The organism is Peptacetobacter sp. AB800 (assembly GCF_047807365.1).
Lineage (GTDB): Bacteria > Bacillota > Clostridia > Peptostreptococcales > Peptostreptococcaceae > Peptacetobacter.
In genome coordinates this window covers 1-26278 of the sequence record NZ_JBLOUI010000015.1, presented here as the reverse complement: position 1 = coordinate 26278, position 26278 = coordinate 1, and the positions used below count along the sequence as shown (strand labels likewise).

The 26278-nt window shown below is 31.2% G+C and carries 26 protein-coding genes; 2 read left to right on the top strand and 24 right to left on the bottom strand.

Features of this window, described 5'->3' with window-relative positions:
• Window positions 1-179: 179 nt before the first annotated feature.
• Genes ACK2WN_RS06100 through accB form a run of 4 tightly spaced genes read right to left on the bottom strand, consistent with a single transcriptional unit; the run spans window position 180 to window position 3957 of the window.
• Window positions 180-1112 carry an acetyl-CoA carboxylase carboxyltransferase subunit alpha gene (locus ACK2WN_RS06100; protein ID WP_416155096.1) on the bottom strand — a complete coding sequence of 311 codons (933 nt, stop codon included), beginning with the start codon at window positions 1110-1112 and terminating at the stop codon, window positions 180-182.
• Between the two features lie 2 nt (window positions 1113-1114).
• Window positions 1115-2050: an acetyl-CoA carboxylase, carboxyltransferase subunit beta gene (gene accD / locus ACK2WN_RS06095; protein ID WP_416155095.1), complete on the bottom strand. Its 936-nt coding sequence runs from the start codon at window positions 2048-2050 to the stop codon at window positions 1115-1117.
• A gap of 11 nt (window positions 2051-2061) precedes the next feature.
• On the bottom strand, window positions 2062-3414 hold the full coding sequence (accC, locus tag ACK2WN_RS06090; protein WP_329982940.1) for an acetyl-CoA carboxylase biotin carboxylase subunit: 1353 nt from the start codon (window positions 3412-3414) through the stop codon (window positions 2062-2064).
• A 12-nt stretch (window positions 3415-3426) separates the two neighbouring features.
• A complete protein-coding gene (gene accB / locus ACK2WN_RS06085; RefSeq protein ID WP_416155094.1) occupies window positions 3427-3957 on the bottom strand; it encodes an acetyl-CoA carboxylase biotin carboxyl carrier protein in 531 nt (176 codons plus the stop codon).
• 310 nt (window positions 3958-4267) lie between these two features.
• Between accB and ACK2WN_RS06080 the strand changes: the two genes are divergently transcribed.
• Window positions 4268-4546, top strand: a complete 279-nt coding sequence (locus ACK2WN_RS06080) for a hypothetical protein (RefSeq protein ID WP_300531740.1) — start codon at window positions 4268-4270, stop codon at window positions 4544-4546.
• A 567-nt stretch (window positions 4547-5113) separates the two neighbouring features.
• Here ACK2WN_RS06080 and trmB read toward each other — a convergent pair.
• From trmB to ACK2WN_RS06065, 3 genes are all read right to left on the bottom strand, one after another.
• On the bottom strand, window positions 5114-5758 hold the full coding sequence (trmB, locus tag ACK2WN_RS06075) for a tRNA (guanosine(46)-N7)-methyltransferase TrmB (protein WP_201415931.1): 645 nt from the start codon (window positions 5756-5758) through the stop codon (window positions 5114-5116).
• Between the two features lie 217 nt (window positions 5759-5975).
• Window positions 5976-6302, bottom strand: coding sequence for a Fe-S cluster assembly protein HesB (locus tag ACK2WN_RS06070; protein WP_329998165.1), 327 nt, complete (start codon window positions 6300-6302; stop codon window positions 5976-5978).
• 188 nt (window positions 6303-6490) lie between these two features.
• The gene (locus tag ACK2WN_RS06065) at window positions 6491-6625 is read right to left on the bottom strand and encodes a hypothetical protein (RefSeq protein WP_006440429.1); all 135 of its coding nucleotides are present in this window, start codon (window positions 6623-6625) and stop codon (window positions 6491-6493) included.
• A gap of 640 nt (window positions 6626-7265) precedes the next feature.
• Here ACK2WN_RS06065 and ACK2WN_RS06060 point away from each other — a divergent pair.
• Entirely contained in the window at window positions 7266-8126 is an 861-nt protein-coding gene (locus ACK2WN_RS06060; protein ID WP_006440428.1) for a YitT family protein, read from the top strand.
• A 74-nt stretch (window positions 8127-8200) separates the two neighbouring features.
• Here ACK2WN_RS06060 and ACK2WN_RS06055 read toward each other — a convergent pair whose 3' ends face one another.
• The 17 genes from ACK2WN_RS06055 to kdpF all read right to left on the bottom strand — a co-directional run bounded on the left by ACK2WN_RS06055 (window position 8201) and on the right by kdpF (window position 25820).
• Window positions 8201-8956 (bottom strand): hypothetical protein, encoded by a 756-nt coding sequence (locus tag ACK2WN_RS06055; protein ID WP_329998166.1) that lies wholly within the window; start codon window positions 8954-8956, stop codon window positions 8201-8203.
• Window positions 8956-9897: a MarR family transcriptional regulator gene (locus ACK2WN_RS06050; RefSeq protein WP_329998167.1), complete on the bottom strand. Its 942-nt coding sequence runs from the start codon at window positions 9895-9897 to the stop codon at window positions 8956-8958. The genes ACK2WN_RS06055 and ACK2WN_RS06050 overlap by 1 nt, the downstream gene beginning before the upstream one ends.
• Window positions 9898-10095: 198 nt before the next feature.
• Window positions 10096-10557, bottom strand: coding sequence for a thioredoxin-dependent thiol peroxidase (bcp, locus tag ACK2WN_RS06045; protein ID WP_300531415.1), 462 nt, complete (start codon window positions 10555-10557; stop codon window positions 10096-10098).
• Window positions 10558-10880: 323 nt separating this feature from the next.
• Complete coding sequence (locus ACK2WN_RS06040; protein ID WP_416155093.1) at window positions 10881-11243, bottom strand: NifB/NifX family molybdenum-iron cluster-binding protein; 363 nt, start codon at window positions 11241-11243, stop codon at window positions 10881-10883.
• Window positions 11244-11303: 60 nt separating this feature from the next.
• Window positions 11304-12128 (bottom strand): MBL fold metallo-hydrolase, encoded by an 825-nt coding sequence (locus ACK2WN_RS06035; RefSeq protein ID WP_416155092.1) that lies wholly within the window; start codon window positions 12126-12128, stop codon window positions 11304-11306.
• Between the two features lie 68 nt (window positions 12129-12196).
• A complete protein-coding gene (locus ACK2WN_RS06030) occupies window positions 12197-13117 on the bottom strand; it encodes an ATP-binding protein (RefSeq protein WP_416155091.1) in 921 nt (306 codons plus the stop codon).
• A complete protein-coding gene (locus tag ACK2WN_RS06025; RefSeq protein WP_416155090.1) occupies window positions 13089-13958 on the bottom strand; it encodes an ATP-binding protein in 870 nt (289 codons plus the stop codon). Before ACK2WN_RS06025 ends, ACK2WN_RS06030 begins: the two co-directional genes overlap by 29 nt.
• 1 nt (window position 13959) lies before the next feature.
• Window positions 13960-14328 (bottom strand): NifB/NifX family molybdenum-iron cluster-binding protein, encoded by a 369-nt coding sequence (locus ACK2WN_RS06020; RefSeq protein WP_006440420.1) that lies wholly within the window; start codon window positions 14326-14328, stop codon window positions 13960-13962.
• A 20-nt stretch (window positions 14329-14348) separates the two neighbouring features.
• Window positions 14349-14723, bottom strand: a complete 375-nt coding sequence (locus tag ACK2WN_RS06015) for a DUF134 domain-containing protein (RefSeq protein ID WP_329998177.1) — start codon at window positions 14721-14723, stop codon at window positions 14349-14351.
• Between the two features lie 353 nt (window positions 14724-15076).
• Window positions 15077-17149, bottom strand: a complete 2073-nt coding sequence (locus ACK2WN_RS06010; protein WP_416155089.1) for a cell wall-binding repeat-containing protein — start codon at window positions 17147-17149, stop codon at window positions 15077-15079.
• A gap of 339 nt (window positions 17150-17488) precedes the next feature.
• Complete coding sequence (locus ACK2WN_RS06005; protein ID WP_416155088.1) at window positions 17489-17938, bottom strand: DUF4869 domain-containing protein; 450 nt, start codon at window positions 17936-17938, stop codon at window positions 17489-17491.
• 98 nt (window positions 17939-18036) lie between these two features.
• The gene (locus ACK2WN_RS06000; protein WP_416155087.1) at window positions 18037-19377 is read right to left on the bottom strand and encodes an ATP-binding protein; all 1341 of its coding nucleotides are present in this window, start codon (window positions 19375-19377) and stop codon (window positions 18037-18039) included.
• Between the two features lie 295 nt (window positions 19378-19672).
• Entirely contained in the window at window positions 19673-20926 is a 1254-nt protein-coding gene (locus ACK2WN_RS05995; RefSeq protein ID WP_416155086.1) for an NAD(P)-dependent oxidoreductase, read from the bottom strand.
• 296 nt (window positions 20927-21222) lie between these two features.
• Window positions 21223-21846 (bottom strand): potassium-transporting ATPase subunit KdpC, encoded by a 624-nt coding sequence (gene kdpC, locus ACK2WN_RS05990; protein ID WP_416155085.1) that lies wholly within the window; start codon window positions 21844-21846, stop codon window positions 21223-21225.
• 24 nt (window positions 21847-21870) lie between these two features.
• Window positions 21871-23934: a potassium-transporting ATPase subunit KdpB gene (kdpB, locus tag ACK2WN_RS05985; protein ID WP_329998186.1), complete on the bottom strand. Its 2064-nt coding sequence runs from the start codon at window positions 23932-23934 to the stop codon at window positions 21871-21873.
• 48 nt (window positions 23935-23982) lie between these two features.
• Complete coding sequence (kdpA, locus tag ACK2WN_RS05980) at window positions 23983-25656, bottom strand: potassium-transporting ATPase subunit KdpA (protein ID WP_416155084.1); 1674 nt, start codon at window positions 25654-25656, stop codon at window positions 23983-23985.
• Window positions 25657-25742: 86 nt separating this feature from the next.
• Window positions 25743-25820, bottom strand: a complete 78-nt coding sequence (kdpF, locus tag ACK2WN_RS05975) for a K(+)-transporting ATPase subunit F (protein WP_071585597.1) — start codon at window positions 25818-25820, stop codon at window positions 25743-25745.
• Window positions 25821-26278 lie beyond the last annotated feature (458 nt).

The following is a 26278-nucleotide window of genomic DNA, read 5'->3' as shown; positions in this document are numbered from 1 at the left end:
AAAATTATTGATAGTATGTAGCATATGAGTTATATAGACAAAACTCTCTCGACAATCTGCAGACGTGGGTTTTAATTACAACAAAGTGTTTTACCTACACACACGTCGAAGCCTGGAGAGAAGTTTGTCTATATCTCATATGCTTTCATAATAACAAAAGATTAGCAAATTTTGATTTCTTAGAAGTACTTTCCTATATTTCTAAATTTTTCGTATCTGTGATCCTTAATCTTTTCTTCACTAAAATTAGTATAATAATTTAATCTATCAATTATATATTCTTTCATATCTGCAGCCACTTTATCTGGATCATTTTGAGCACCACCAACAGGCTCATCAATCACGTGGTCTATTATTTTTAATTCTTTTAAATCCTGTGCAGTCATCTTCATATATTCACAAGCATCCTTTGCTTTTGAAGAGTCCTTAAATAATATACTTGAAAGACCCTCAGGAGATATTACAGAATAGACAGAGTGCTCAAGCATACAAATTTCGTTGCCTACTCCAATTCCAAGTGCACCACCACTTCCACCTTCACCTATAACTATAGCAATAACAGGTACTTTAAGTGCACTCATTTCCATAAGATTTCTCGCAATCGCCTCACCTTGACCTCTTTCCTCTGCACCAATTCCACAGTATGCACCAGATGTATCTATAAATGTCACAATTGGACGATTAAACTTCTCTGCCTGCTTCATAAGTCTAAGAGCTTTTCTGTATCCTTCTGGATTTGCCATACCAAAGTTTCTGTAGATATTTTCCTCTGTACTACTGCCCTTTTGATTTCCAACTACAGTAACAGAGTACTTTCCTATTTTTCCAATACCGCCGACAATAGCCCTATCATCTGCAAACCCTCTATCGCCATGAAGCTCGATAAAATTGTTCACAATTCTGTTTATATAGTCAAGTGCAGTAGGTCTTTTTATATCCCTACTTACACTCACCTTTTCGTATGGAGTTAGACTTTTAAATTTCTTAGATTCCTCTTCTTTTAAAATCTCCTCCAAATACACTATCTTATCAGAAAAATCTAGTCCACTCGTTTTAGAAATTTCCTTTAAATTTTTTATATCCTTCTTTATCTGTTCTACATTTCTTTCCATTTTTACTTCCTCTTATGCATGTACAAAATTTTATACACTGTATCTTTTAAATCTTTTCGCTCTACAATCATATCCAAAAATCCATGATCCATCATAAATTCAGCAGTCTGGAAATCTTCAGGTAGCTCTCTACCTATTGTCTGTTTAACTACTCTTTTTCCTGCAAATCCAATAAGCGTCTTTGGCTCAGATATTATAATATCTCCAAGCATTGCAAAGCTGGCACTTACACCACCTGTTGTAGGATCTGTCAAAATTGAGATATACGGCTGCCCTTTTTCAGCAAGTTTTGTAACAGCCCGTGAAGTTTTTGCCATTTGCATCAAAGACATCATTCCTTCTTGCATTCTTGCACCACCAGATGCACTGCAAACAACAACTGGAATATTATGTTCTGCACCATATTCAAATGCATACGAAATCTTATCCCCTGTGACAGATCCCATACTACCCATCATAAAAGCGGGATTCATAACGCAAAGCACATATCTAATTCCATTAATTCTTCCAACACCTGTTATAACAGACTCTGATTCGTGAGTTTTTTCTTTGTACGATGTTACTTTTTCAATGTAATTAGGGAATTTTAGAGGATCCACTACATCACTTTCCTTATTTATTTCAATAAATGTACCCTTATCTGTAAGCATTTCTATTCTATCTCTTACATTCATCCTCATATGCTTATTACATTTTGGGCATACAAATAAGTTCTCCTCTAAATCCTTGTTAAATGTGTACTCACCACATTCTGGACACTTACTCCAAAATCTATCGTCTATATTATTAGACTCGTGGTTGTTTGCTATGTAATTTCCATCCTCTTTAGTTTCTTCTTTTTCTTGAATTTTTATATGGATAGATGTGTAGTTGTCGTTTTTTTTCTTAGCTTTATTCTTTTGTTTCTCTTTTTTAAAAAGCTGTAATCCATTTAACACTTATCTATCACCTATCTTTCGTTTAATTTTCTTTCTATAAATCCTGTGTCGTGTGTGTCGTTTAGGAATTCATCAGAATTTATTAACTCTCTTTGGAATTCTATATTAGTTTTAATTCCGTCGATTATCAGCTCATCTAATGCGCCGTTCATTTTTGCTACACATTCTTCTTTTGTATCAGCCTTGCATATTAATTTTCCAATCATTGAGTCGTATAACGGAGGTATGCTGTATCCTGCATATACAAATGTGTCAAATCTCACTCCAAATCCACCAGGTATATTTATCTCCTCAATTTCTCCAGGGCATGGTGTAAATCCACTTTCTGGATTTTCTGCGTTTATTCTACATTCTATAACATGTCCTCTCATTAAAACATCTTCCTGTTTGAATGGAATTGGGTTGCCTGCTGCAATCTGTATCTGAAGTTTTATTAAATCTTTGTCTACTATCATCTCAGTTACTGGGTGTTCAACCTGAATTCTCGTATTCATTTCTATGAAGTAGAAGTTTTTATCCTTATCTACTATAAATTCAACTGTTCCGGCTCCTTCGTAATTAGTACCTTTAACAGCTTTTAATGCACTTTCATATAATCCTTTTCTTTCTTCATCGTTTAAATAGCAACTTGGAGATTCTTCTATCATTTTCTGATTTCTTCTCTGCATTGAGCAATCTCTTTCTCCTAGATGTATAGCATTTCCAAATTTATCCCCAAATACCTGAACTTCTATGTGTCTTGGGTTTTGGATAAATTTTTCCATGTATAAATCGCCGTTTTTGAAGTATGAAATTGCCTCTGATTTAGCTATTTCAAATGATTTTTCTAAGTCTTCTGCTTGGTGAACGATTCTCATTCCTCTTCCGCCACCACCTGCAGATGCTTTTATCATAACTGGGTATCCTATTTCCTCAGCCATTTTTTTAGCTTCTTCTTTGTCTTTTAAAACAGCCTTAGACCCTGGGACAACAGGTACTCCAAGCTTCTGCATTGTACTTCTCGCCTTTGATTTATCTCCCATAAGCACCATCTGCTCTTCTGATGGACCTATGAAAATTATGTTTTTTTCCTTACATCTTCTTACAAATTCTGGGTTTTCAGATAAAAATCCAAATCCAGGGTGAATTGCATCGCATTCTAGTTTTTCTGCAATGTATAATATGTTGTCTATGTTGTTATAGCTTTTTGCAATATTGCCTGGACCTATGCAAATAGACTCATCAGCTAAAAATCTATGTATACAATCTCTATCTGCATCTGAGTAAATAGCTACTGTTTTTATTCCCATTTCTCTACAAGTTCTAATTATTCTAACAGCTATATCCCCACGGTTTGCGATTAGTATTTTATTCAAAGTTTTCATTTTTCTCTCCTTCTAGTCTTCCTCTATCACAAATAAAGTCTGTCCGTACTCTACCATGCTTTCATTTGCAGCTTTTATTTCTACAACTTTTCCTGTAAATTCACTTTTAATTTCGTTCATTAATTTCATAGCTTCAACTATGCAAAGTGTGTCTCCTTTTTCAACATGGTCGCCAACACTTACAAATGATGGAGAATCTGGGTCTGGAGATTCATAAAAAGTACCGATAAGTGGCGCTTTTACCTCTTTTAAATTCTCTCCTGTGAAATCAATAGTATCTTCTTCTTTTGATAATTCATTTTCTAAAGTATCGTTTGTGTTTATTATGTTGTTTTCTTTGTCTGTATTATTCATTGCAGCTGATACTTTTTCTGTGTTATTTTCTTTATTTTCAACTGTCAAAGTGTTTTTTGTTCCTATTTCTATATTTCCAACAACTTTCTTTGAAACCTCAAGCTCTATGTCTGAAGTGTTTAGTTTTACGTATTCAAGTTTTGTATTGTCTATAAGCGTTAAAAGCTCTTTTATCTCTTTAAAATTCATTTTTACCTCCTATTATTAGTACCTAGTACTAATAATATATCATAAAAACTAATACTAGTAAATAAAAAACTCTCTTTCATTCCACTTGAGCTTTATTTTAGATTTTAAAATTATTTTTAATTTGTGTTTTAATTTTAGTTATTTGTACAATTATTCTGCTTTAGGTATTGAATTTTCAATTTTTATTTATTATACTTCTTATAGTATGTGTGTTTTGTGCGGTATTATTTTTTTAGAGAATTTATTGTGTGAAATATGCTATATATTAGGTATGATTTTAATGTTATTTTACGAAAGGAATGTATTTGTGATGTTAGAAACTATAGATTTTGTGTTGAAGATAGCATTTTTTGTGCTAACTTTTATTTGGGCTGGTAAGATTTTAATTTTTAGATCGGATAAACAGATAGTTATCAACCCAATAGTTATGCTTATTGCAGCAATTTTAGCTATTCTGCCACCGTCATCTTCTACGGAATTGATCTTTGGATTTGAAGTGATAAAAGTTAGAATTGTATTGTATGCGGTGCACTGTCTAATAATACTATTTGGATTGTTCTCTATGAGAAAAAGAGAAGCAATCTTCTAATGAGAAAAGGGTAAGAACGATTAACACTCCAGGCTTCGAACTTTGCTTTTTCAAGCTATGCTTTCAAAATGTTGCAAAGTTCTGCAGATTGTTGTGTTAATTCGTTTCTTACCCTTTTTTAGAAGCTTGCTATACCAAAATAATAATATTGTCACTTGCAGAATTGTCGATGCAAATTAATTCGTGATTGCTCACAAAATAATGGCTGCTAAAATAATTTTGCAATAGTTTTTTTAGAATATCGCTTTTGAAAAATAATATTTCATTATTGTTATTAATTCGTTTCTTACCTTTTTAGAAACTTGTTAAATCTTATCTACTACTTGTTAGTTGGGAAACGAGGAATATATAAAAATGGACTGTTGTAAATATTTTGCAGTTATTATTAGAGTGATTTTAAAATAAATCCCCCTCTTAATTCGACAATCTACAGACGCCTCGTAGCATTTAAGTGTGTTAGTTGAATGGACGAGGCGTCGAAGCCTGGAGACTAAGAGGGGGATTATTTTAAATCAGAATAAAAAAACTGCTGCAAAATATGCAACAGTCCATTTTTATTATTATGAGTTATTTTCTTTTGGCTGCTTCTAGTCTGTATATTTTCATTCCCTGAGCCATAAATTTGTCTTCGTATTCAGTAGTTACGTTTTCTTCGTAATTGCTGTTTGCAAGGTCTAGAGATATATTTTTTAGTTTCCAGTCGTTTTCAGCAATTTCGTTTAAACTGAATTCAAATAGTTTTTCGTTGTCTGTTTTGAAGTGTATTTCTCCATTTTCGTCTAATACTCTTCTGTATATGTTTAAGAAGTCTGAGTGAGTTAGTCTTCTTTTTGCCCATCTGTTTTTAGGCCATGGATCGCAGAAGTTTACGTATATTCTAGCAAGTTCGGCAACATCAAAGTATTCAGGAAGCATTTTTACATCTCCCCATATAAATAGTATGTTTGTTAAGCCTTTTTCTTTTGCTTTGTATACAGCATGAAGTAATACTTCTTCCTTTATTTCCATAGCAATGTAATTTTTATCTGGATTTAGTTCAGCTAATGTAGTTATAAACTGTCCTTTTCCAGTCCCAACTTCTATATGTATTGGATTTTCGTTTCCAAATCTTTCGTGCCATTTTCCAGCCATTTCTTCTACGTTTTCGTGGAATACGCAGTCTGTGTAGCTAAGAAGTTTTATATCAGCACCTTTTTTCTTTCTTCTTCTCATCTATACTCCTCCAATTTTAATCGTATTTATCTTTTCTATTATATCATAATTATTAAAACTAAAATACAAATTAAAGTATTGCTTTTAATTTATATCTTATATATTAAACACAATAAAAAAGATACCTTGATAAAATCTCTTCTATCAAGGTATCTCAAACTAGGATATATAGTTATATTTCTTGCAAAATAAACTACACTATTTAATTGTCTACAGATTATTCTCCGCAGCATCCACCGCAACCACCGTCGCAGCTGCAGCTCTGTCCTACCATTGATTCTGGTATTACTCTGAATCCAAATCCTGTATCTTCTATTACTATATCTCCGTAAACTTCATATTCATTAGGAGCCATTACAAAAGTTAATCCGTCTACTTCTGTAGAAACATCTCCTTCTTCCATTTCATCTAAAGCTAATCCGAAAGATGGACCACTACAAGCAACTCCCTGGAAATATACTCTTATATTCTGTGGTTTATCAGTATTTTCAGCTAATATAGATTTTAAAGTTTCTATTGCTGTATCTGGAACTGTTATTTTCATTTTTGTTACCTCCAAAATAGTTATTTTTTAGAATTACACTCTATACCATATATTAATACTTTTTCAAAAATAAAAAAAGATGCCTTTGTAAAAAAGACATCTTTCTATAATTCGCGCTTTATTTATAGTTTTTCTCTATTTACTTATACAAATATTTCTATATGCATAAGTTGGCATTGTGCGAAATATTATTCGCAACATCCACCACAACCACTATCGCAGCTGCATCCCTGTCCTACCATTGATTCTGGTATTACTTTGAATCCAAATCCTGTATCTTCTATTACTATATCTCCGTAAGCTTCGTGTTCTTCCTTACTCATTACGAATTTTAAATCTTCATGTTCGTAAGTTAAGTCGTTATCTTCTACCTGATCTAAAGCTAGACCAAAAGATGGACCACTTCAAGATACTCCCTGGAAGAATACTCTTATGTTATCTGGCTGATTTGGATTTTCTGCTAATATAGATTTTAAAGTTTCCGCTGCTGTTTCTGGAACTGTTATTTTCATTTTGTGTTAATCCCCTTTCAATTATTAATTGTCTGTAGTCTATTAATACCCACCGAGGTATGTCCTAAACAACTTTACTCAAATATTATACCATAATTGCTATTTTGAGTGAAGTTTTAAATACTTTTTTTCTATAATATTATCGATGTAATCTATATCGATACTTGTTTATTTTTATACCCACAAATTTTCTTTTGTATCATATTTTTAATTTTTTATTTATATTTTTATTATTTTAATTTGCTATCAATATAATTTTACTATAAATATATATAAATTTTAAATTTTCTAATTTATTTCTATTTTTAAATAATAAGTGTATACTGATAATCACTTTATTTTTTTATAAAAATTAGCCATAATATTTTAATTTTAGAATGTTATTATTCTGACATTTATGTTATAATGATATTGTTATTTAAGAGAAAATTTAATATTTAGGAGGAAGAAAATGCAAGAAAGTAAAAAATCAGCAATACTAGAATTTTTCGGTCTTATTTTAGGATGTATATCAATGAGTGTTGGGATAAACGCATTCCTTAAACCTCATACAATAGCTCCCGGTGGATTAAGTGGGCTATCAGTAGTTTTAAACAAAGTTACTGGAATACCAGTATCTGTGATAATGCTTATCATAGGTGTACCACTTGTTCTACTTACTTTCAAAATAATGGGTGTTAAAAACTCAATGAAAACTCTTTTCGGTACTTTACTGTTCTCATTTATGGTTCAGGCTACTGATGGACTATCTCGTATGAATTTAACACACGACGCACTACTATCAGCTATAGCAGGTGCTGTACTTATCGGACTTGCACTAGGTATAATGTTCAAAGTTGATGCTTCAACTGGAGGAACGGATTTAATAGCACTTATACTTAGTAAAAAATTCCCTAACCTAAAACCAACTCAGTTTATGAGCTGCCTTGATGGTATGGTAGTTATCTCAGCTGGTATAGTAAACAGAAGTATAGAAACTGCTCTTTATTCAGGATTAGCACTTTTCATAATAGTTAAAATCGCCGACATAGTAATGGAAGGATTTGAAAGTTCAAAAGCATTCTTCATAATAAGCGAAAAAGAAGAAGAACTAAGATCTGCAATAACTAGTGAACTTGATAGAGGGTTAACTATAATAAATGCAAGAGGTGGATACACTAACCAGAATAAAGACTTATTCCTTGTTGTGCTTAATAATAAAAGACAGGAAAATGGACTTAAAAAATTAGTAAAAAGAATAGATCCAAAAGCTTTCTTAATCGTGACAGACGTACACGAAGTATTAGGAAACGGATTTAAAGAAATAGAATAATATAAAAAGGAACAATAGAATGGCTTATACAGTTACTTCTCTTGTTCCTTTTTTATACATTTTATTTAATTATTTTATAACCCAAAGCAATCATACAAAATCTGAATAATTGTATCTTTATTCACTCCTCTAACTCCAATACTTTTCAAATCTACATCTTCATTCATCATTTTATGTAAAAATTGCTTCATATCATCTGCAATCTCTTTCTCTAGTTCTTGTTTTGTATTCTTTGTTATTAGCTGTGCAAGCCTAAATACGTCATTTTTATGCTTCCTTATATTTTTACTATCAACCTTTTCACCTTTTAGTTTACGCTCACTTAAATCTAACCATGCTTTTGCTTTAAACGGAATAAGGCATGTTGGTTTAAGTACTGGTATTCCATCTAAAATCATTTGCCCATTCTTTAAAAGTTCATAATACGATTTATTAAGAAGAATCGCTGACAAACTTGATACCTCATCATCAAATGGAATTGGTGTAAGTTTTGTTTCTTCTGGAAGAACTATATAATTTGGATTTCTTGAGAATATTTCTATCATATAAGGGTATTCTTTTGCTTTTGGAGATGTGAAACGATAAAATTGTGCTTTTCCTGAACTTTTATTTATATGCTCATATTCAGCCTCTTTTACATACTCCCAAAATTTTTTACCAAATTCTACAGTAATTGCTTCTACAATTAAAACAATATCAATATCTTTTGTTGCACGAAATGGAAGAGCTTCATTTTCCATAATCAAATCACATGCTGTACCACCAATTACTACATATTCTTTTTCAAATCCTTGAAACGCTTCTTTAAACTTTGTAAATCCATTAACCATTATTCTTTCAGCTCTCTTTCTAATATCTCTTCTATTGCTTCTTCGATTCTTTCATCATTATTTTCCTCAAAAGATAATATAAGTGATAAATTATCGACTGTTTCATCATTAGAAAATAGCTTTGGATTATATGCCCACAATTCAAGTTTTACTTGCTTTTGTGGATCTATTAATTCATCCATTAACCTCTTTTTATCAAACTTCTTTCCTTCTATTGCATAAGTTACAACTTTGCTTGGATTTAACATTGTCTTCTCTGATAATGCTGTTTCACTTGCGTAAACCATATCATCTGTTATATTTTCTTTATCAATATAACCTGACTTTATAACTGGATTTAATAAATATTTTTTACCATTTTTAAATAAATCAATTCTCTCATATTTTGATTCAATTATCTTATTCACACCATCCTTCGACGTTATAAACATACCTGTTGATTCTAATTGTTTTACAGCTCTTGTCAATGTCATTGCTGTAAATGGAAGTATTTTTGCTGCTTCAGAAATATACATCTTTTTATTTCTATTATAAGTATAAAATAAAAATAATAATTGTGTTGAAAAAACAAACTTATCAATCTTTTCAATTGGCTTTTCAATTATTTTATCATCAACTAGCAAAGTTCCTATAAACGGCAAAAATACTTGTCTGTCAGTAATAAATGGAATCTTACTCTCTATTAAACTTTTTCTTCTATAATTAGATACTGATTTCATCTTCAAAACAACTGGCACATTATCTATCTCTTGTATTTTTAATATTTGTTTTTTTAATGCTGGAAGGGTTACTAAATCTTCCTTTGGCTCAATTATAATGAAACGTATATCATATATAGACGCCTTCCAAAACATATAACTTCCTGCAATATATAGAGGTAATAAGTCTTCTTTATCCCAATTTTCATAACTTACATCAATTCCAAATAAACTAGTAATCATACCAATCCACTCCTTTTAACTTAATTTATTTCATTTTAACTTAACAAATGTTAAAAGTCAATTTTTTAAGTTAAAATCAAAAATTATCACTTCTATTATCCTTCTACTTTTAATATATCCATATACACATAAAAACACCTCACAAATTTGTGAAGTGTTTTAATTTATCGTATATTTACTTACAATATTTTTATCTAATTACATATTTTCTACTAAATTTAGCATCTTTTCTGGGTCTTCAGCAGCTTTTACCTTGCCATTCGCTTCAACGATTACCCCTTCCTCATCTATAAGATAAGTAGTTCTCACAACACCCATTGAAACCTTGCCAAAATTCTTCTTTTCTTTCCAAACATCATAAGCCTGTATTGCTTCTAACTCTGTATCTGAAAGAATTGTAAAAGAAAGTCCCTGTTTTTCTTCAAATCTCTTATGTGATGCAACACTATCCTTGCTAATTCCAAGAACAACAACACCATTTTCCTCAAACTTAGGTGCTCTCTCACTATAACCACAAGCCTGTTTAGTACAACCAGGTGTATTATCCTTTGGATAGAAATATAAAAGAACCTTCTTACCTCTATAATCCGCTAAACTATGCATATCCCCATTCTGATCTGGCAATGTAAAATCTGGTGCCTTAGTACCTACTTCTAACATATCGTATCCCTCCATATAAAACAAATTTCATAAATTTACTATTTCATTAACATACTCATTATATACCCTAATTATACCATTTATAAACTTATTCTTTATATTAGAAATCAGCAAATAAGATGATGGCTGTTAGCAAGGATTTTGCAAGTAACCTTTTGGGCTTTTGAATAACATATTAAATTCCACTGACAATCTGCAGGCGTGAGATTGTTTTTCAACAAACTATATATCACACACCACGCCGAAGCCTGGAAGGGAATTAATATGTTGTTCAAAGCCCTCAAAAAAGGCTGCTGCAAATCCTTGCAACAGCCTCTCTCTCATTAATGATTTCCGCATTCTCCATGATGTTCATGTTTGTTACATACGCTTCCAGTTGATTTTAAGTTTCCAGCTACATAAGCTTCTACTGCAGCTTTAGCTTCACCAGTTGCACCAGTTATAACTTCTATATTCTTTTCGTTGAATATTTCTATGGCGCCACCGCCCATACCACCAGATATAACAACTTTAACACCCATATCATTTAAGAAATTAGGTAAAAATCCTGGTTTATGTCCTGGATTTGCTATTGATTCTTCTTTAACTATTTTTCCGTCTTCAATATCAAATATATTGAAGTTTGAGCAATGACCAAAGTGTCCTGCTACCATTTTTTCTTCACTTGCTACTGCTATTTTTAACATCTTAATACCTCCATATAATAACGTCGTAAAATTGCGACTGAATTTAAATTATTTATTTATTTATAAAGTCTCAACAGATCCTGAGGCTAAATAATCAATCTTATCTCCCATGATTTCTTTAAGTCTTTCATATGCTGGAATTCCTGTGCAATGACCTGTGTAGAACTTAGCTCCTGTTTCTAATAGGAATTTTCCTACTTCATCTACATAGCTAAAATCAGCATCTGCATCTGCATTTTTCCAAGAAAAATGGAATCCTCCTATCACGAAATCTGGGTATCTTCCTTCATTTTTGTAGAACTGTTTTAGTATATTAACTATTCCATTGTGTGAACATCCTGTAAATAGGACGTACTTCCCATCCTCTTTTATAATTGTATTTTGCTCATGTAAAAACTTATCCTGAACTATTTCTCCATTTTCTTTCATAAAAAGACCTGAATTTGAAGCAGGTAATGGAGTTTCATGTGTTACATCTGAGAATAATTTAATATCTTCATCAACTTCAAATATACCTTTAGTTTTTACAATTTTAGTATTTTCTTCAAGATTTTTATCCATTCCAATGTATTTTATTTCTCCGCTACTCTTAGAAAAATAATCGTCAAATCCAAGCTCGTGCACATAAACCTTTGCTTTTTTATTCACTTCAAGGAATTTGTTCAATCCTCCAACGTGGTCGTAATGCCCATGTGAAATCACAAGACATTCCACATCAGATACATCTACTCCCATTTTTTCAGCGTTTTCATAGAATAAGTCTGTCTGACCTGTGTCTATCATAAGCTTTCTTCCATTATTTAACTCAAGATAAAAACTAAGCCCATGCTCAGCCTTTATATCTTCATTTACAGATGTGTTCTCGCAAAGTGTTTTTATTATCATAGTTTAACATCTCTTTTCCCAAAATATTTTATATTATTAATATTTCATAATATACTACAATTAATACTTTATAATGTTATTACGTTTTCGTAATCCTTCCCTTTAGAAACTTTTTCCGTTTCTTCAGAAAGCATATCAACAACCTTTTTATATACCTCTCTAACAGCATTTCCAGAAGGGCAATCTACCTCAACTATAGTTTTTCCACTGTTTATCGCCTTAACTGCCTCTGTATCATAAGGAATTTTCCCTACTAAAGAAATATTATTTTCTTTACAGAATTCTTCTATTTTATTTGTATTTTCTATATTAGTATCGAATTTATTTACACATACAGCAGTTTTTACTCTAAATCTCGCTGCAGTTGTTATAATTCTCTCCATATCGCTCATCCCAGAAATAGAAGGCTCTGCAACTATCAGAAGTGCATCCACACCGTTTAAAGAAGCTATTACAGGACATCCAATTCCTGGAGATCCGTCGATAACGGCAATTTCTACATCGTCAGCTGCATTATCTCTCATATTTTTCTTAACTTCTGTAACAAGTTTTCCAGATGTACCACTTCCCATGTACAACTTGGCTGTTGAAAATACTCTATCTTCATCTTTATAAAGCATAGTATCTCCTGCAGGAGATTTCTCCATACTTATTGCATTTGAAGGACATACGTATTCACACACACCACATCCCTCACAGCCAAATATCTTTACAGAAAACTCTCCATCTTTCTCCATTATAGAGTCAAATTTACAGTTTTCCATACATTTCCCACATTGGATGCATTTATCTTGATCTATTACTGCCTTTGGAAGTCCATAGTACGCTTCCTTCTTAGGCTCAGTTTTTTTACCTGCTACAAGGTGAAGGTTTGGAGCATCCACATCACAATCAGCATAAGCTTTTGTATTTGAAAGCTTTATAAATGAGCTAGCTACAGTAGTTTTCCCAGTTCCACCCTTACCGCTCAGTATAAGAAGCTGTTTCACGTTGCACCTCTCCTTTCACTGTTTCAAGTATATCTTTAAACAAATTATTGTATTTTTCGCTCTCTCTTGCTGCTATTTTTGCATTTGAATTTAGCTCTCCAAGTTCTTTTTCAAAAGGAACTCTTCCAAGAATTTTTATTCCCTTTTCTTTGCAAAATTCTTCTGAAGGATTTTCTCCATCTAAGCATTTATTTAGCACTACCCCAAATGGTTTACCAAATAAACTAACTAGCTCATATACCATTTCTAAGTTATGTGCTCCAAATGCTGTCGGCTCAGCAACTAGCACACAAAAATCAGCATCTTTTATACTTTCCATTACTATGCACGCACTTCCTGGAGGGCAGTCTATAATAGAAAGTTTTTCATTATCTGTTGCACGATTTTCCTCAAGCAATTTCTCTATTATAGGAACTCCTGACACCTCGCCAGTATTCAAAATTCCTGTATAAACATCAATTCCCTGAGATTTTCCTTTTTCTATTTTTCCTATTACTTTATCTTTTTCAGTAATTGCATTTTCTGGACATAGTAGCGAGCACCCTCCACACGAATGGCAAATATCTCCAAACACAATCGGTGCCTTTTTTATAAATGCAAGTGCATTAAATTTGCAGAAATCCACGCATTTTCTACAACCACTACAAAGTTCTTTATCGACCTCAGGAATTTTTACAGATACATTTTCTTCTACAATTTCTTCTGGCTTAAAGAACAAATATCCATTTGGCTCCTCAACATCGCAATCTATATAAGTAGCTGATTTTGATGCTGCAGCCATATTTACTGAAAGAAGGGTTTTTCCTGTTCCACCCTTTCCACTAAGTACTGCTATATTCATACTAGTTTGCACCATGTCCGTGGAATCCAGCGTGGATTTCAGTTAATTCCTCTAATTTTCCTTCTTTAAAAGCTTCTATATTTTCTCTTGCAGTTCCTTTAAATGTTCTATACATCTTAACTTCTCCAGCTTCAAGAACTTCGGCTGCATTTTCACCACATCTTGGAGTTAATAAAACTTCAACCTCAGCATCTACTATTGTCTGAGATGCCTTAATTCCTGCACCTGCTGATTCTGCTATTGCACTATTGTCTAAAATTTCTTCGTTTCCGTTTTCTGTATCGTATATTAGGAAGTATGGTGTACGTCCAAATGATATACAAACCTCTGAATCTATATTTTTTTCGTCTACTGGTATAGCTATTCTCATAATTTTACACGTCCTTTATTTTATTTTTCTTGATGTTCTTTTTCCATCATCTTTCTCTTTCTACATTTCTTACATCCTCGCATACAGCCCATTCCTGAGCCTTCTGTAAGGACGTACTCCCCACCTTTTATAACTAAAACACTACCATTTACAAGAGATTCCGCAAGTTTTTTTCTCGCACTTGTGTAAATTCCCTGTACTGTAGTTCTCGCGATATTCATCTGCTCTGCACACTGAGTCTGATTGAAACCTTCAAGATCTATTAATCTTATTGTTTCGTACTCATCTACAGTCATAGTTATAAATTTTCTCTCTGATTCAGGAGCGTCTATCGGTCCAAATCTCTCATTTTCTGGAAGACCGCAAACATTTCTCCATTTAATTGGTCTAGGCATAAAACACCTCCTAAGTTATCGACATATGTCACTTACAACTATAATTATACTCTGTTTATGACATATGTCAATAAAAGTCATCACAATTTCTTTTTAACAGCCTATTTTGCGCAATCACAATTATTTGCTCTCCAGGCTTCAGCGCCTCGCACTTTTATGTAACACATTTAGCAGTTGCGAGGCGTTTGCAGAATTGTCGATGCAAATTAATTTGTGATTACACAAAATATACGGCTGATTAAAAAGCATCTTGCGACAGCGATTATACAAAGGTTGGAGAACTTTTTAAAATTGCTTCAAATAAAAAAATGCTACCATGAGGTTAATCATAGTAGCACTTTTTAGTTTGTTTTTTATTCGAAGTCTATTTCAAAATTCATTCCACCAACTTGTACTGTATCTTTTCCATCAAGTTCTGAATGATTTCTATTTTTAGACACTAAGACTATACCATTATCTTTTGCTAGTGCAGACGCTGTTAATGCATCCACTAAAGTATCTCCTTTTGCAAAGTATACTTTTTCTGACTTTCTATAAAATTTATCTATAACACTTGAATTTGTATCATATCTATCACTTCCAGCCATTCTTTCAGCTGAATATTTTTCTTCTAATTTATTATCTATAACTGCTGTTCCACCTATAGCATAGTATTTAACACCTGATTTTTTATCATGTATAGAAGTTTTTCCATTAGTTAATAGTATTGGAGCACCATATTTTGCTGCAACTGCAGATACAGACATAGCATCAGCTTCACCTTTTGCTCCATTAACTATAAATGCTTTATCATATCCACCTAATAATTCAGCTATTTTTTTAGAAGTGTCATATCTATCTTTTCCAGATATTCTATTTATTTTTTTACCACTTTCTTTTAACTGTTTTTCTACATTTTTAGATATAGCATTTTCTCCACCTATTATATAAACATTACTTGCTTTGTTTATTCTATCCATTGTAGCTTTTGGTATTTTATCTTGTTTTACTAATAGTATAGGCGCATTTTTCTTTCCAGATAATGATGCTGCTGATAAGCCATCAGCCATTGATTTATCTGAGTTTACTAGTATCACTGTATTATATGAACCCATTTTATCGGCTATTTTTGCAGCTGTTTCATATCTGTCAGAACCAATTATTTTTTCATGCTTTTTATTTGGTTTTTCATCAGGCTTTTCTTCTGGTTTCTGGTCTGGTTTTGTTGTTCCTCCACCATTTCCACCATCTGGTTTTGCTAATTCACCATCTATTACACTATTACTTACATTTGGATTTAAATCTATTTTACTTACCTTACTTCCGTCTATATATACTTTTTCTAGAGTAGCTTGATTTTTTAAATTTAGATATTCAATTCCTGAGTACGCAACAGTTAATTCTTTTAAATTTATATTGTTACTTACATCTAAATTTTTAAGAGTTCTATTCGCTGAACAATCTAATTTAGTCAAGTTAATACTAGCTCCACAATTCAAACTTTCTAATCTACCACAATAATATATATAAGCTTCTTTTAAACTAGTGCATCCACTTAAATCTAATTCTTTTATGGGACTACTTGTTATAGTTAATTCTTTTAGGTTGGACATATTTTTAAAATCCAGAGATTCTATCCAACTTCTATTTATTGTTATTGTTTCCAATGAATTTATATTTCCAAAATTTATGCTCTCAAGTGAATTCGGTTCATCTATAACACCATACTCTAATACTTTTAAACTTTTATTATTTGATATATCTATACTCTTTAAATTGTCTTCATTTAATGATAACTCTACAAGATTTATATTCTTTGATAAATCTATTGATTCAAAAGTATTATGTGAAGAAGCCAACTTAGTTAATTCTATACATTTAGTTATATCTAATGATGTTAGATTATTTCCACCGCAGTATAATTCTTTCAATAATGGTGTATTACTAAGATTTAACGATGTTAAATTATTCCCACCACAGTACAATTCTTCTAATAATGGCGTATTACTAAGATTTAGTAATGTTAGATTATTCCCAGTACAATCTAAATATTTTAATTTTTGCTTATTCGATAAATCTAGTTCTGTCAATCCAAGTCCATTCACTTCTATTCTTTCTACATTTGGGAAATATTCTATACCTGTTAAATCTTGTCCTTGATTACTATATAGACATATAGATGTTACTCCATTTAATTCCTCTTGAGATAAAAAACCATCATTATCATTATCAGCTATAGCCTTTATATATTCTCTAAATTCATAATCTGGAAAGTTTGTTGTATTAATTTCAACTAAATCATTATTTTGTCTATCATTAAAATTATAGTCTACTTTTAAATCTTCCCTTTCATTTAAATTTAAAGCCTCAGAAGGCATAGCAACTGAGCTAACTGTAATTGCTGCAACCATCATCATAGCTGCAATCTTATTTCTATTCTTATTCATACAAACACCCTCCCTTGAAACATAAAACGCTAAGAACAACAAAAAAAGGATACAGTAATTGTATCTAACAAAAACTGTATCCTCTATATATATTTATTAAAAAATTGCATAATAAAACTACAGGCTTATCTGTCTGTCTGTCTGTCTGTCTGTCTGTCTGTCTGTCTGTCTGTCTGTCTGTCTAGATTTTCGCAAAACATTAACATAACTGTCAACTCCTTAGCAATTTTATATTTCATACTTTCTTATTTTATATAATATGTATAAAATATTATATCACTATTTGAATTGTATGTGAATAGAAAACACTAAAATTTTATCATATTTTACAATTATTTTTTATTCACCGTTTAACGCAATTCTAGCTTCTCTGAAGTAATCATCAAAATTATTAACAACTTTGCCAGTGTTAAGTATCTTTATTTCAAATTTCTTCCCAAAATCAATTATATGTTCTAAAAGAATTGTGATATCCTTATTTTCTGCTATTTTTAACAAATATTTAGCACAGTTATTTCCACAATGCACTGCATTGAAGATATGCTCATCATCATTATCTATTAATATCAAAGTCTTTGTACCACCAGACAATCTATCTGGGGACATCGCTCCAAAAACAGGACTTTGAATTAAATTCGGTCCTATAACTTCAGATTTATCTACAGCCTTTATTATCTCCTTAGATAAATCTTTTACCAGCCAATTTGGATCATACCAATGGTCAAAATATGAATCGGGATTATAAATATATTTGCTTCCCTCTTTATCTCCAAAGTAAATATTTAACATCTCAACACCGCCTTTATTGTAATATTATTATAACATTGTTTGTATATAACATATATAATAAAAAAGACTGCCACAAAATTTTGTAACAGCCATTGTTTTTATAATATATTTGCTTTTTTTATCGAATTATCTGGAATTTTATCTAATATATTTTTTAGTGCCCAAATCATGTAAAGTGGTATATTGAGCACTCCATCTTGATATTTAAACCCTCTTAAAGATGTTTTTACAGCTAAATTTGGATTATATTTATCCTTATAATAATTTAGAGATTTTGTATGTACAGTTGTTCCAGCTTTTACCTCAATAGGAATTATGTCTAAATCATTTTGAATTACAAAATCTACTTCGTGATTATCTTTTGCCCAATATGCTACATCATCAAATTTATATAATTCTTGAAGCACAAATTGCTCAGTCAATGCTCCATTATATTCAGAGAATAACTCATTTCCTTTTAAAATTAATTTTGGTGAAACTTGATTTAAAACTGTTAGCAATCCTATATCATTAACAAAAATTTTAAATACATCTGTTTCTTTATACGCACTCAAAGGCAATTTAGGCGTATTTATACAATTTACCTTCTGTATAACAGAAGAATCTGTCAACCATTGAATTGCCAAGCTATAATCTTTAGCTCTTGCACTGTTTCTAATCAATCCAAAAATAAATTTTTTATTTTCTTTACTCAACTGTTTACTAATATTTTCCCAAACCTCTGTTATTTTTTTACTTGTAATAGCATCTGTATATTTAGAAAAATCAGATCTATAGTCATCTTCTATATTTGCTAAAATATTCTTTACTTCTACATAATCTTTTGTATCTAGCCAAGTTTGAACAGCTGCAGGCATACCACCAATGAACATATATTCTCTTAGAAGATACTCTAAGTGTTCAAATGACATACTTTCCAGTTTTTCCAAAGATGCTGTTTCTATAAATTTTACATTTTCTTCTTTCCCACTTGCAATCAAAAATTCCTTAAAACTCAAAGGGCGAATATAAATAGTTTCTAAGCATCCAGTTGGATAACTTATTCCACTATGTAGCCGAACCCCTAGAAGGGAACCCGCACAACATACATGATACTCTGGAGCTTCTTCTTTGAAGAATTTTAAAAGCAACAATGCTCTTGGAACACTCTGTATTTCATCTAAAATAATCAGAGTTTTCCCAGGAATTATTTTCTTTTCAAATATAAGACCTAATTGCTCTATTATTATGTGTGGATCTAGAGTTTCTTCAAAAATTGTTAGTGTATCTGCATATCTTTCTAGATTGATATATACATAATCTTCAAAACATTTTTCACCTAGTTCTTTAAGAAGCCATGTCTTTCCTACCTGTCTAGCTCCTTTTAACATTAAAACATTTCTAGAACCATCTGGTTTATTTTTCCATTTTACTAGTCTTTCAAAAATTTCTCTCTTCAAATTGTATCCACTCCTTTCAACTATTATTATATCATAATTTAATATGTGTTCAAATTTAACAAATTTTATATCTAATTGATTGTAAAAAAGCTACTGTCGAACATTCTTTACAAAATATTCAACAGCAGCATTTTTGCTTCAAACAAATTTATAAACTAAGGACAAGAGTTATAACTACTCTAAAGCGACAATACTGCAAGCGCCCCACAACTGCTAAATGTGTTACTCTAACAGTGTGGGGCGCTGAAGCCTGGAGCAAAGAGTAGTTATACTCTTGTCCCTCTATTTTACAAATTTATTTTCTTTTACTAGTTAAGTATCTGTCTATAGATTCAGCTGCTTTTTTAGAATTAACAACAGCTTCTATAACTGTACTTGGTCCTGAAGTAACGTCCCCACCAGAGAATACACCTTCTCTAGTTGTTTCACCGTATTCGTCAGTTACTAAAAGTCCCCATTTGTTTACTTCTAACTCAGGGTTGTTTTTAACGATTGTATTTCTTGCAGTCTGGCTTATAGCTATTAGCACAGAATCACATTCGTATAATTTTTCGCTTCCTTCTATCATAACAACTGATTCTCTACCGTCTTCACCTTTAACTCTGTGAGTATCAGCGAATATTACACCTTCTTCAGTTATTTCTATAGGAGCTTTATATGTATCAAATACTACTCCATCTTCTTTAGTTTCTTCTATTTCTGCTTTACAAGCTTTCATATCGCAGAAGTCTTTTCTGTATGCTATTGTTACTTCATCTGCTCCGTAACGTTTAGCACTTCTTGCAGCGTCCATCGCAACGTTTCCTGCACCTATTACTATAACTTTTTTACCTAAGTTATATCTCTTTGGTGATCTTAAGTAGTTTATTGCATATAGTGAGTTACCTAATGTTTCACCTTTTATATCTAATCTCTTTGGACTCCAAGTACCAGTTCCTATGAACACAGCATCGTATCCATCGTAGAATAATTTATCTATAGTTATAACCTGACCTATAGCAGTATTTGTTCTGAAAACAACTCCAGCTTCTTCTAATATTCTTATCATGTCTTTAACTATTTCTCTTGGTAATCTGAAATCAGGTATACCGTATCTTAATATACCACCAACTCTACCATTTTTTTCGAATACAGTTACTTTGTATCCTTTTTTAACTAATTCTGTAGCTATAGTTAAACCTGCTGGACCTGAACCAACTACTGCAACTCTCTGGTTTTTAGGTTCTTCTTTTATAGTTATTTTTCCAGTTTTTAAATATTCTCTTGATATGAATTCTTCTATTTTATAGAATTCTACTGGGTCTTTTTTGATTCCTTTTATACAGTGACCGAAACACTGATCTTCGTGAGGACAAACCATTGCGCATATTGCTGACATTGGGTTGTTTTCGAATAGTATCTGTCCTGCTTCTTCCATTTTACCTTCTTTAAATAGGTTTATTATGCCAGGTATGTCTGTATGAACTGGACAGTTTGTTCTACAACTTGGTTTTTTACATAATAAACATTCATTTGCTTCATTAACTAAAAATTTACTTACATCAATCATTACTTTATACTCCCTCCATTTAAATAATCGCACCTAATCTAAAATATCATATTTCTAAATGTGTTTCAAATGTTATTTTCAATTAATATATAAAATATATTTTTTGTAATCACTTTCTTAATTATTAGAAAATTTAGCTATTCTGTTATTTTTCATATTTATTATATTTTATTAAGTATAAATTAATTTAATTTTATTTTTTTATATATAAACAAAAAAATACTCCATTTTATATATTATTGTGTTATTTATAAAATGGAGTATTTCAATCATTATATAATATTGTTTTTTTCTATTTATTTTTTATTCATACTTTTATAAACATCTATATTTAATTCTAATACATTAACTCTTTCTTCACCAAATATTCCTAAAAATTTAGAGTCTGTATTTTCTTTTATCATTTTATTTAATTTTTCTTCTGATATTCCACTTGCTTTTGATATAGCCGGAACCTGAATTTCTGCTGATTTTACACTTATATTAGGATCTAATCCTGAACCAGATGCTGTCATTAAATCTGCTGGTATATCTTCTCTATTTACTTCTGGATTATTTTTTAAGAATTCATCAATACTAGCTTCCACTCTTTTTTTAAGTTCAGGATTTGATGGAGCATAGTTAAAACTTCCTGAAGATGGTCCTTCGTATGTTCCATCTTCTTTATCTTTTTCTGTATAAGTATTGTAATTAACAGAAGACACTCTTCCTTTAAAGAAATATGGTTCTGTAAATTGCTGCCCTATGTTTTTTGCTCCTACTTTTTCACCATCTACTTCTATAAAACTTCCTTCTGCTTTATCTTTGAATAACACTTGTCCAGTGGCTGTTAAAGCCATTGGATAAGCTATCCCACAAACTAGTATTAAAACTAAACTTAATGAAATTGCATTTTTTAATATATTTTTTAACCCTTTCATTTTTTTCCTCCATAAATTTCTTTTTTAAAGACCTATCATCATTAAAAGTGGTGCTATTAATAAGTCTATTAATTTTATACCTATGAATGGGACGATTACTCCACCACCACCGAATACTATTACATTTCTAAGAAGTAATTTCTGTGCAGACATAGGTCTATATTTAACACCTTTCATTGCTAAAGGTATTAAGCAAGGAATTATTATCGCATTAAATATTAGTGCTGATAAAACTGCACTAAATGGAGTTGCTAAATTCATTATATCTAACATTTCCATCTGAGGTATTGCAACTGTAAATATAGCTGGTATTATTGCAAAATATTTTGCAACGTCATTAGCTATACTGAATGTTGTTAATGCACCTCTTGTTATTAAAAGCTGTTTACCTATTTCAACAACTTCTAGTATTTTTGTTGGGTCTGAATCTAAATCTACCATATTTGCTGCTTCTTTTGCTGATGTTGTACCACTGTTCATTGCAAGTCCAACATCTGCCTGCGCAAGTGCTGGAGCATCATTTGTACCATCACCAGTCATTGCAACAATTTTACCTTCAGACTGTTCTTTTTTAATTGCTTCTATTTTATCTTCTGGTTTACATTCAGCGATAAATCCATCTACACCTGCTTCTTTTGCTATTGTAGCGGCTGTAAGAGGGTTATCACCTGTACACATTATAGTTTTTATACCAATTTCTCTTAGTCTTTCAAATCTTTCTACTAACCCTGGTTTAACAGTATCTTTTAAATATATTAAACCGTATATTTTATTATCTGCTACAACTACTAGAGGAGTACCTCCAAGTTTTGCTATTTCATTTACTTTTTCATCAAGATCTGATGGTATTTCTCCACCTAAATTTCTAACATATTCTTTTATACTATCGAAAGCCCCTTTTCTTATTTTTACACCATTTGTTAAGTCAAGACCACTCATTCTTGTCTGAGCTGAGAATTCTATAAATTCAGCACCTTCTGCAAGTTCTTCTAATTTTTCTACATTGCAATTCATGTCTTTTGCAAGAGTTACTGTTGATTTTCCTTCAGGAGTATCATCTTTTAGTGAACTTAACGTTGCAAAGTTTATTAATTCTTCTTTTTCTATATTAGCCACTGGGATAAAATCAGCTGCTAATCTATTTCCGTAAGTTATTGTACCTGTTTTATCAAGTATCATTGTATCAACGTCACCACAAGATTCAACTGCTTTACCAGACATTGCTATTACATTAAATCTTGTAACTCTGTCCATACCTGCTATCCCTATAGCAGAAAGTAGTCCACCTATTGTAGTAGGTATTAAACAAACTAAAAGAGCAATCATTGTTGATACTGGTATCTGAACACCTGTGTAATTAGCCATTGGGTATAAAGTTATTAAAACTATCATAAATATTAAAGTTAAACTAACTAATACTGTATTTAATGCTATTTCATTTGGAGTTTTCTGTCTTGAAGCACCTTCAACTAAAGAAATCATTTTATCTAAGAATGATTCCCCTGGATTTGTAGTTATTTTTATTTTTAACCAGTCACTTACAACTGTTGTACCACCAGTTACTGATGCAAAATCTCCACCTGATTCTCTAACAACTGGAGCAGATTCACCTGTTATTGCTGATTCATCAACTGAAGCTAAACCTTCTATAACTTCTCCATCATTTGGTATAACTTCTCCTGTATTAACTAAAACCACATCACCTTTTTTTAATTCGCTTGAACTTATCATTTTTTCATTTCCATTTTCATCAATAAGTCTAGCCATTGTATCTTTTCTTGTTTTCTTTAATGTATCTGCCTGAGCTTTACCTCTACCTTCTGCTACTGATTCGGCAAAGTTTGCAAATAATATAGTTATAAATAATATAATTGTAACCGCCGCATTATATATTCTTATGTTTCCTGAACCATCATTTCCAAATAAGTTTGGCATTAATGTAAGTAAAAATGCTACTACAGTACCTACTTCAACGACAAACATAACTGGATTTTTCATCATATATTTTGGATTCAACTTCTTAAAAGCTTCTACTATAGAGCTTTTAAGAATATCATTAGTTAAAAATTTATTTCCATTGTTTTTCATTTTTATCTATATCTCCTTTATACTCTCCTTACATATTCGTCTATTTTATTACGCCCAAATAGTTAGGTGTTCTGCAATTGGTCCTAATACAAGAGCTGGCAAGAATGTTAATGCTCCTATTATTAAAACTATTGCAACAAGAAGTATTGTGAAAGTAAAGTTATCTGTTTTTAATGTTCCTACACTAGTATTTACTGGTTTTTTATTTGCTAGTGATCCAACAACAGCTAACTGTATAACTATTGCTAAATATCTTCCATAGAACATTGCTGCTCCAGTTGTCATATTCCAGAATAAAGTATTATCTGCTAAACCTTCAAAGCCTGAACCATTGTTAGCTGATGCTGATGAGAATTCATAAAGAATCTGAGATAATCCATGGAATCCTCCATTTGTTATACCTTCAAGTCCAGCCGGAATAGCAACTGCTAATGCAGAAAATGCTAATATTAATAATGGATGAACTATTATTGATAATGCAACTAACTTAACTTCTCTACCTTCTAGTTTTTTTGATAAAAATTCTGGTGTTCTACCAACCATTAATCCACAAAGGAATACTGTAAGTATTGCATACATTAACATATTCATAAGCCCTACACCTTTTCCTCCGAATACTACATTTAACATCATATTTAGCATTGGAACAAGTCCTCCAAGTGGAGTAAGTGTATCATGCATATTGTTTACTGTACCTGTAGTAAATGATGTTGTTACTGTTGTAAATAAAGCCGATTGATCTATACCAAATCTAAGCTCTTTACCTTCCATATTACCCATAGCTTGGCTTAATCCTGCTGCTGCTAATTCTGGGTTACCTGCTTTTTCAGAAGTCCAGCATATTAAAAGACCTACTAAGAATATTATTCCCATAGCTCCAAATACTGCTTTACTCTGTTTTTTATTTCCGATCATATATCCGAAAGCTATAACACAAGCTCCTGGAAGTATCATCATTGAAAGCATTTCTATCATATTTGATACAATTGTTGGATTTTCAAATGGATGAGAAGAGTTTGCTCCAAAGAATCCACCACCGTTTGTACCAACATGTTTTATAGATTCAAGAGCTGCAACTGGACCTCTTGCTATATCTTGTAAATTACCTTCAATTGTTCTTACTGTTTCTGTTCCGCCAAGTGTTTGAGGCACACCTTGAGATATAAGTAAAACACCTACTATAAATGCAAGTGGAACTAAAACTCTTGTTGTTATTCTAACCATATCAACGTAGAAGTTACCCAAAGTTTTTTTCTTTCCTGCAAGACCTCTTATAAATGCCATACAAGCTGCATAGCCAGTAGCTGCTGATGTAAACATCATATAAATTATTACTAGCATTTGAGCTAAATATGATAATCCAGATTCACCTGAATAATGCTGTAAGTTTGTATTAGTCATGAAACTTATTATTGTGTTAAATGAAAGACTTTCTTCCATTCCTCCAATTTCACTAGGATTAAAAAGTCCTATTCCTTGTATTCTAAGAATTAAATATCCTGCAAATATCATAACTGCATTTGTCATGATAAGAGCTAAAACATACTGTTTCCAGTTCATTTCTTCCTTATCTATTTTAAATATTTTATAGATAGTATTATCTACTTTGTTAAATATTCTATCGCCAAATGCTTTTTCACAATTGGCAACCTGATATAAGTATTTACCCATAGGAACTACTAATATCATAAACACTATTAAAAATAATATATTCTGTAACATTTTTTCCTCCTGTTTTAATATCTTAATCACTATATTTTATTTTCTATCTAAGTTAGAATCTAATAATTAATCTATAATGTCCTCTGTTAAAATTTCTCTGGGTTTATTAAAGCATAAAGTAAATATGCTAATAAGGCTACTATTACAACTACTAAAAGTATCATTTTTCTCCCTCCATCTAAAAATACTAATTGTTACTTTTCATAAATTTTATTATTTCTGTATTTGTTTTTCACACCAATCAGCAAATAGTTTAATAGATATAATTCCAACTAAAAGCCGTATAATCATTATTACATCCATCATTTCAATTACCTCCTACTTTTTTAGAAGATTTTTTAATATCTTCTTTTTCTTTATCATGTATATAATTTTATACTTTTATATATAAAAACGGGATTAAAGATAGTGTCTTTAGGATTAAGATTGTATCAAGATTTATACTTTATCTTTATACTTTCTTAACGCAAGAAAAAAATTAACAAAAGAAAATATTTTCCTATAAAATTCAATAAAAAAATACTGCCATAGAACACCTTTAAAAGGTGTTCTTATGACAGTACCTTTAACTGACACCTAACGGTTGTCAGTTTTTTTGTATTCAAATTTAGCTCCACAATTA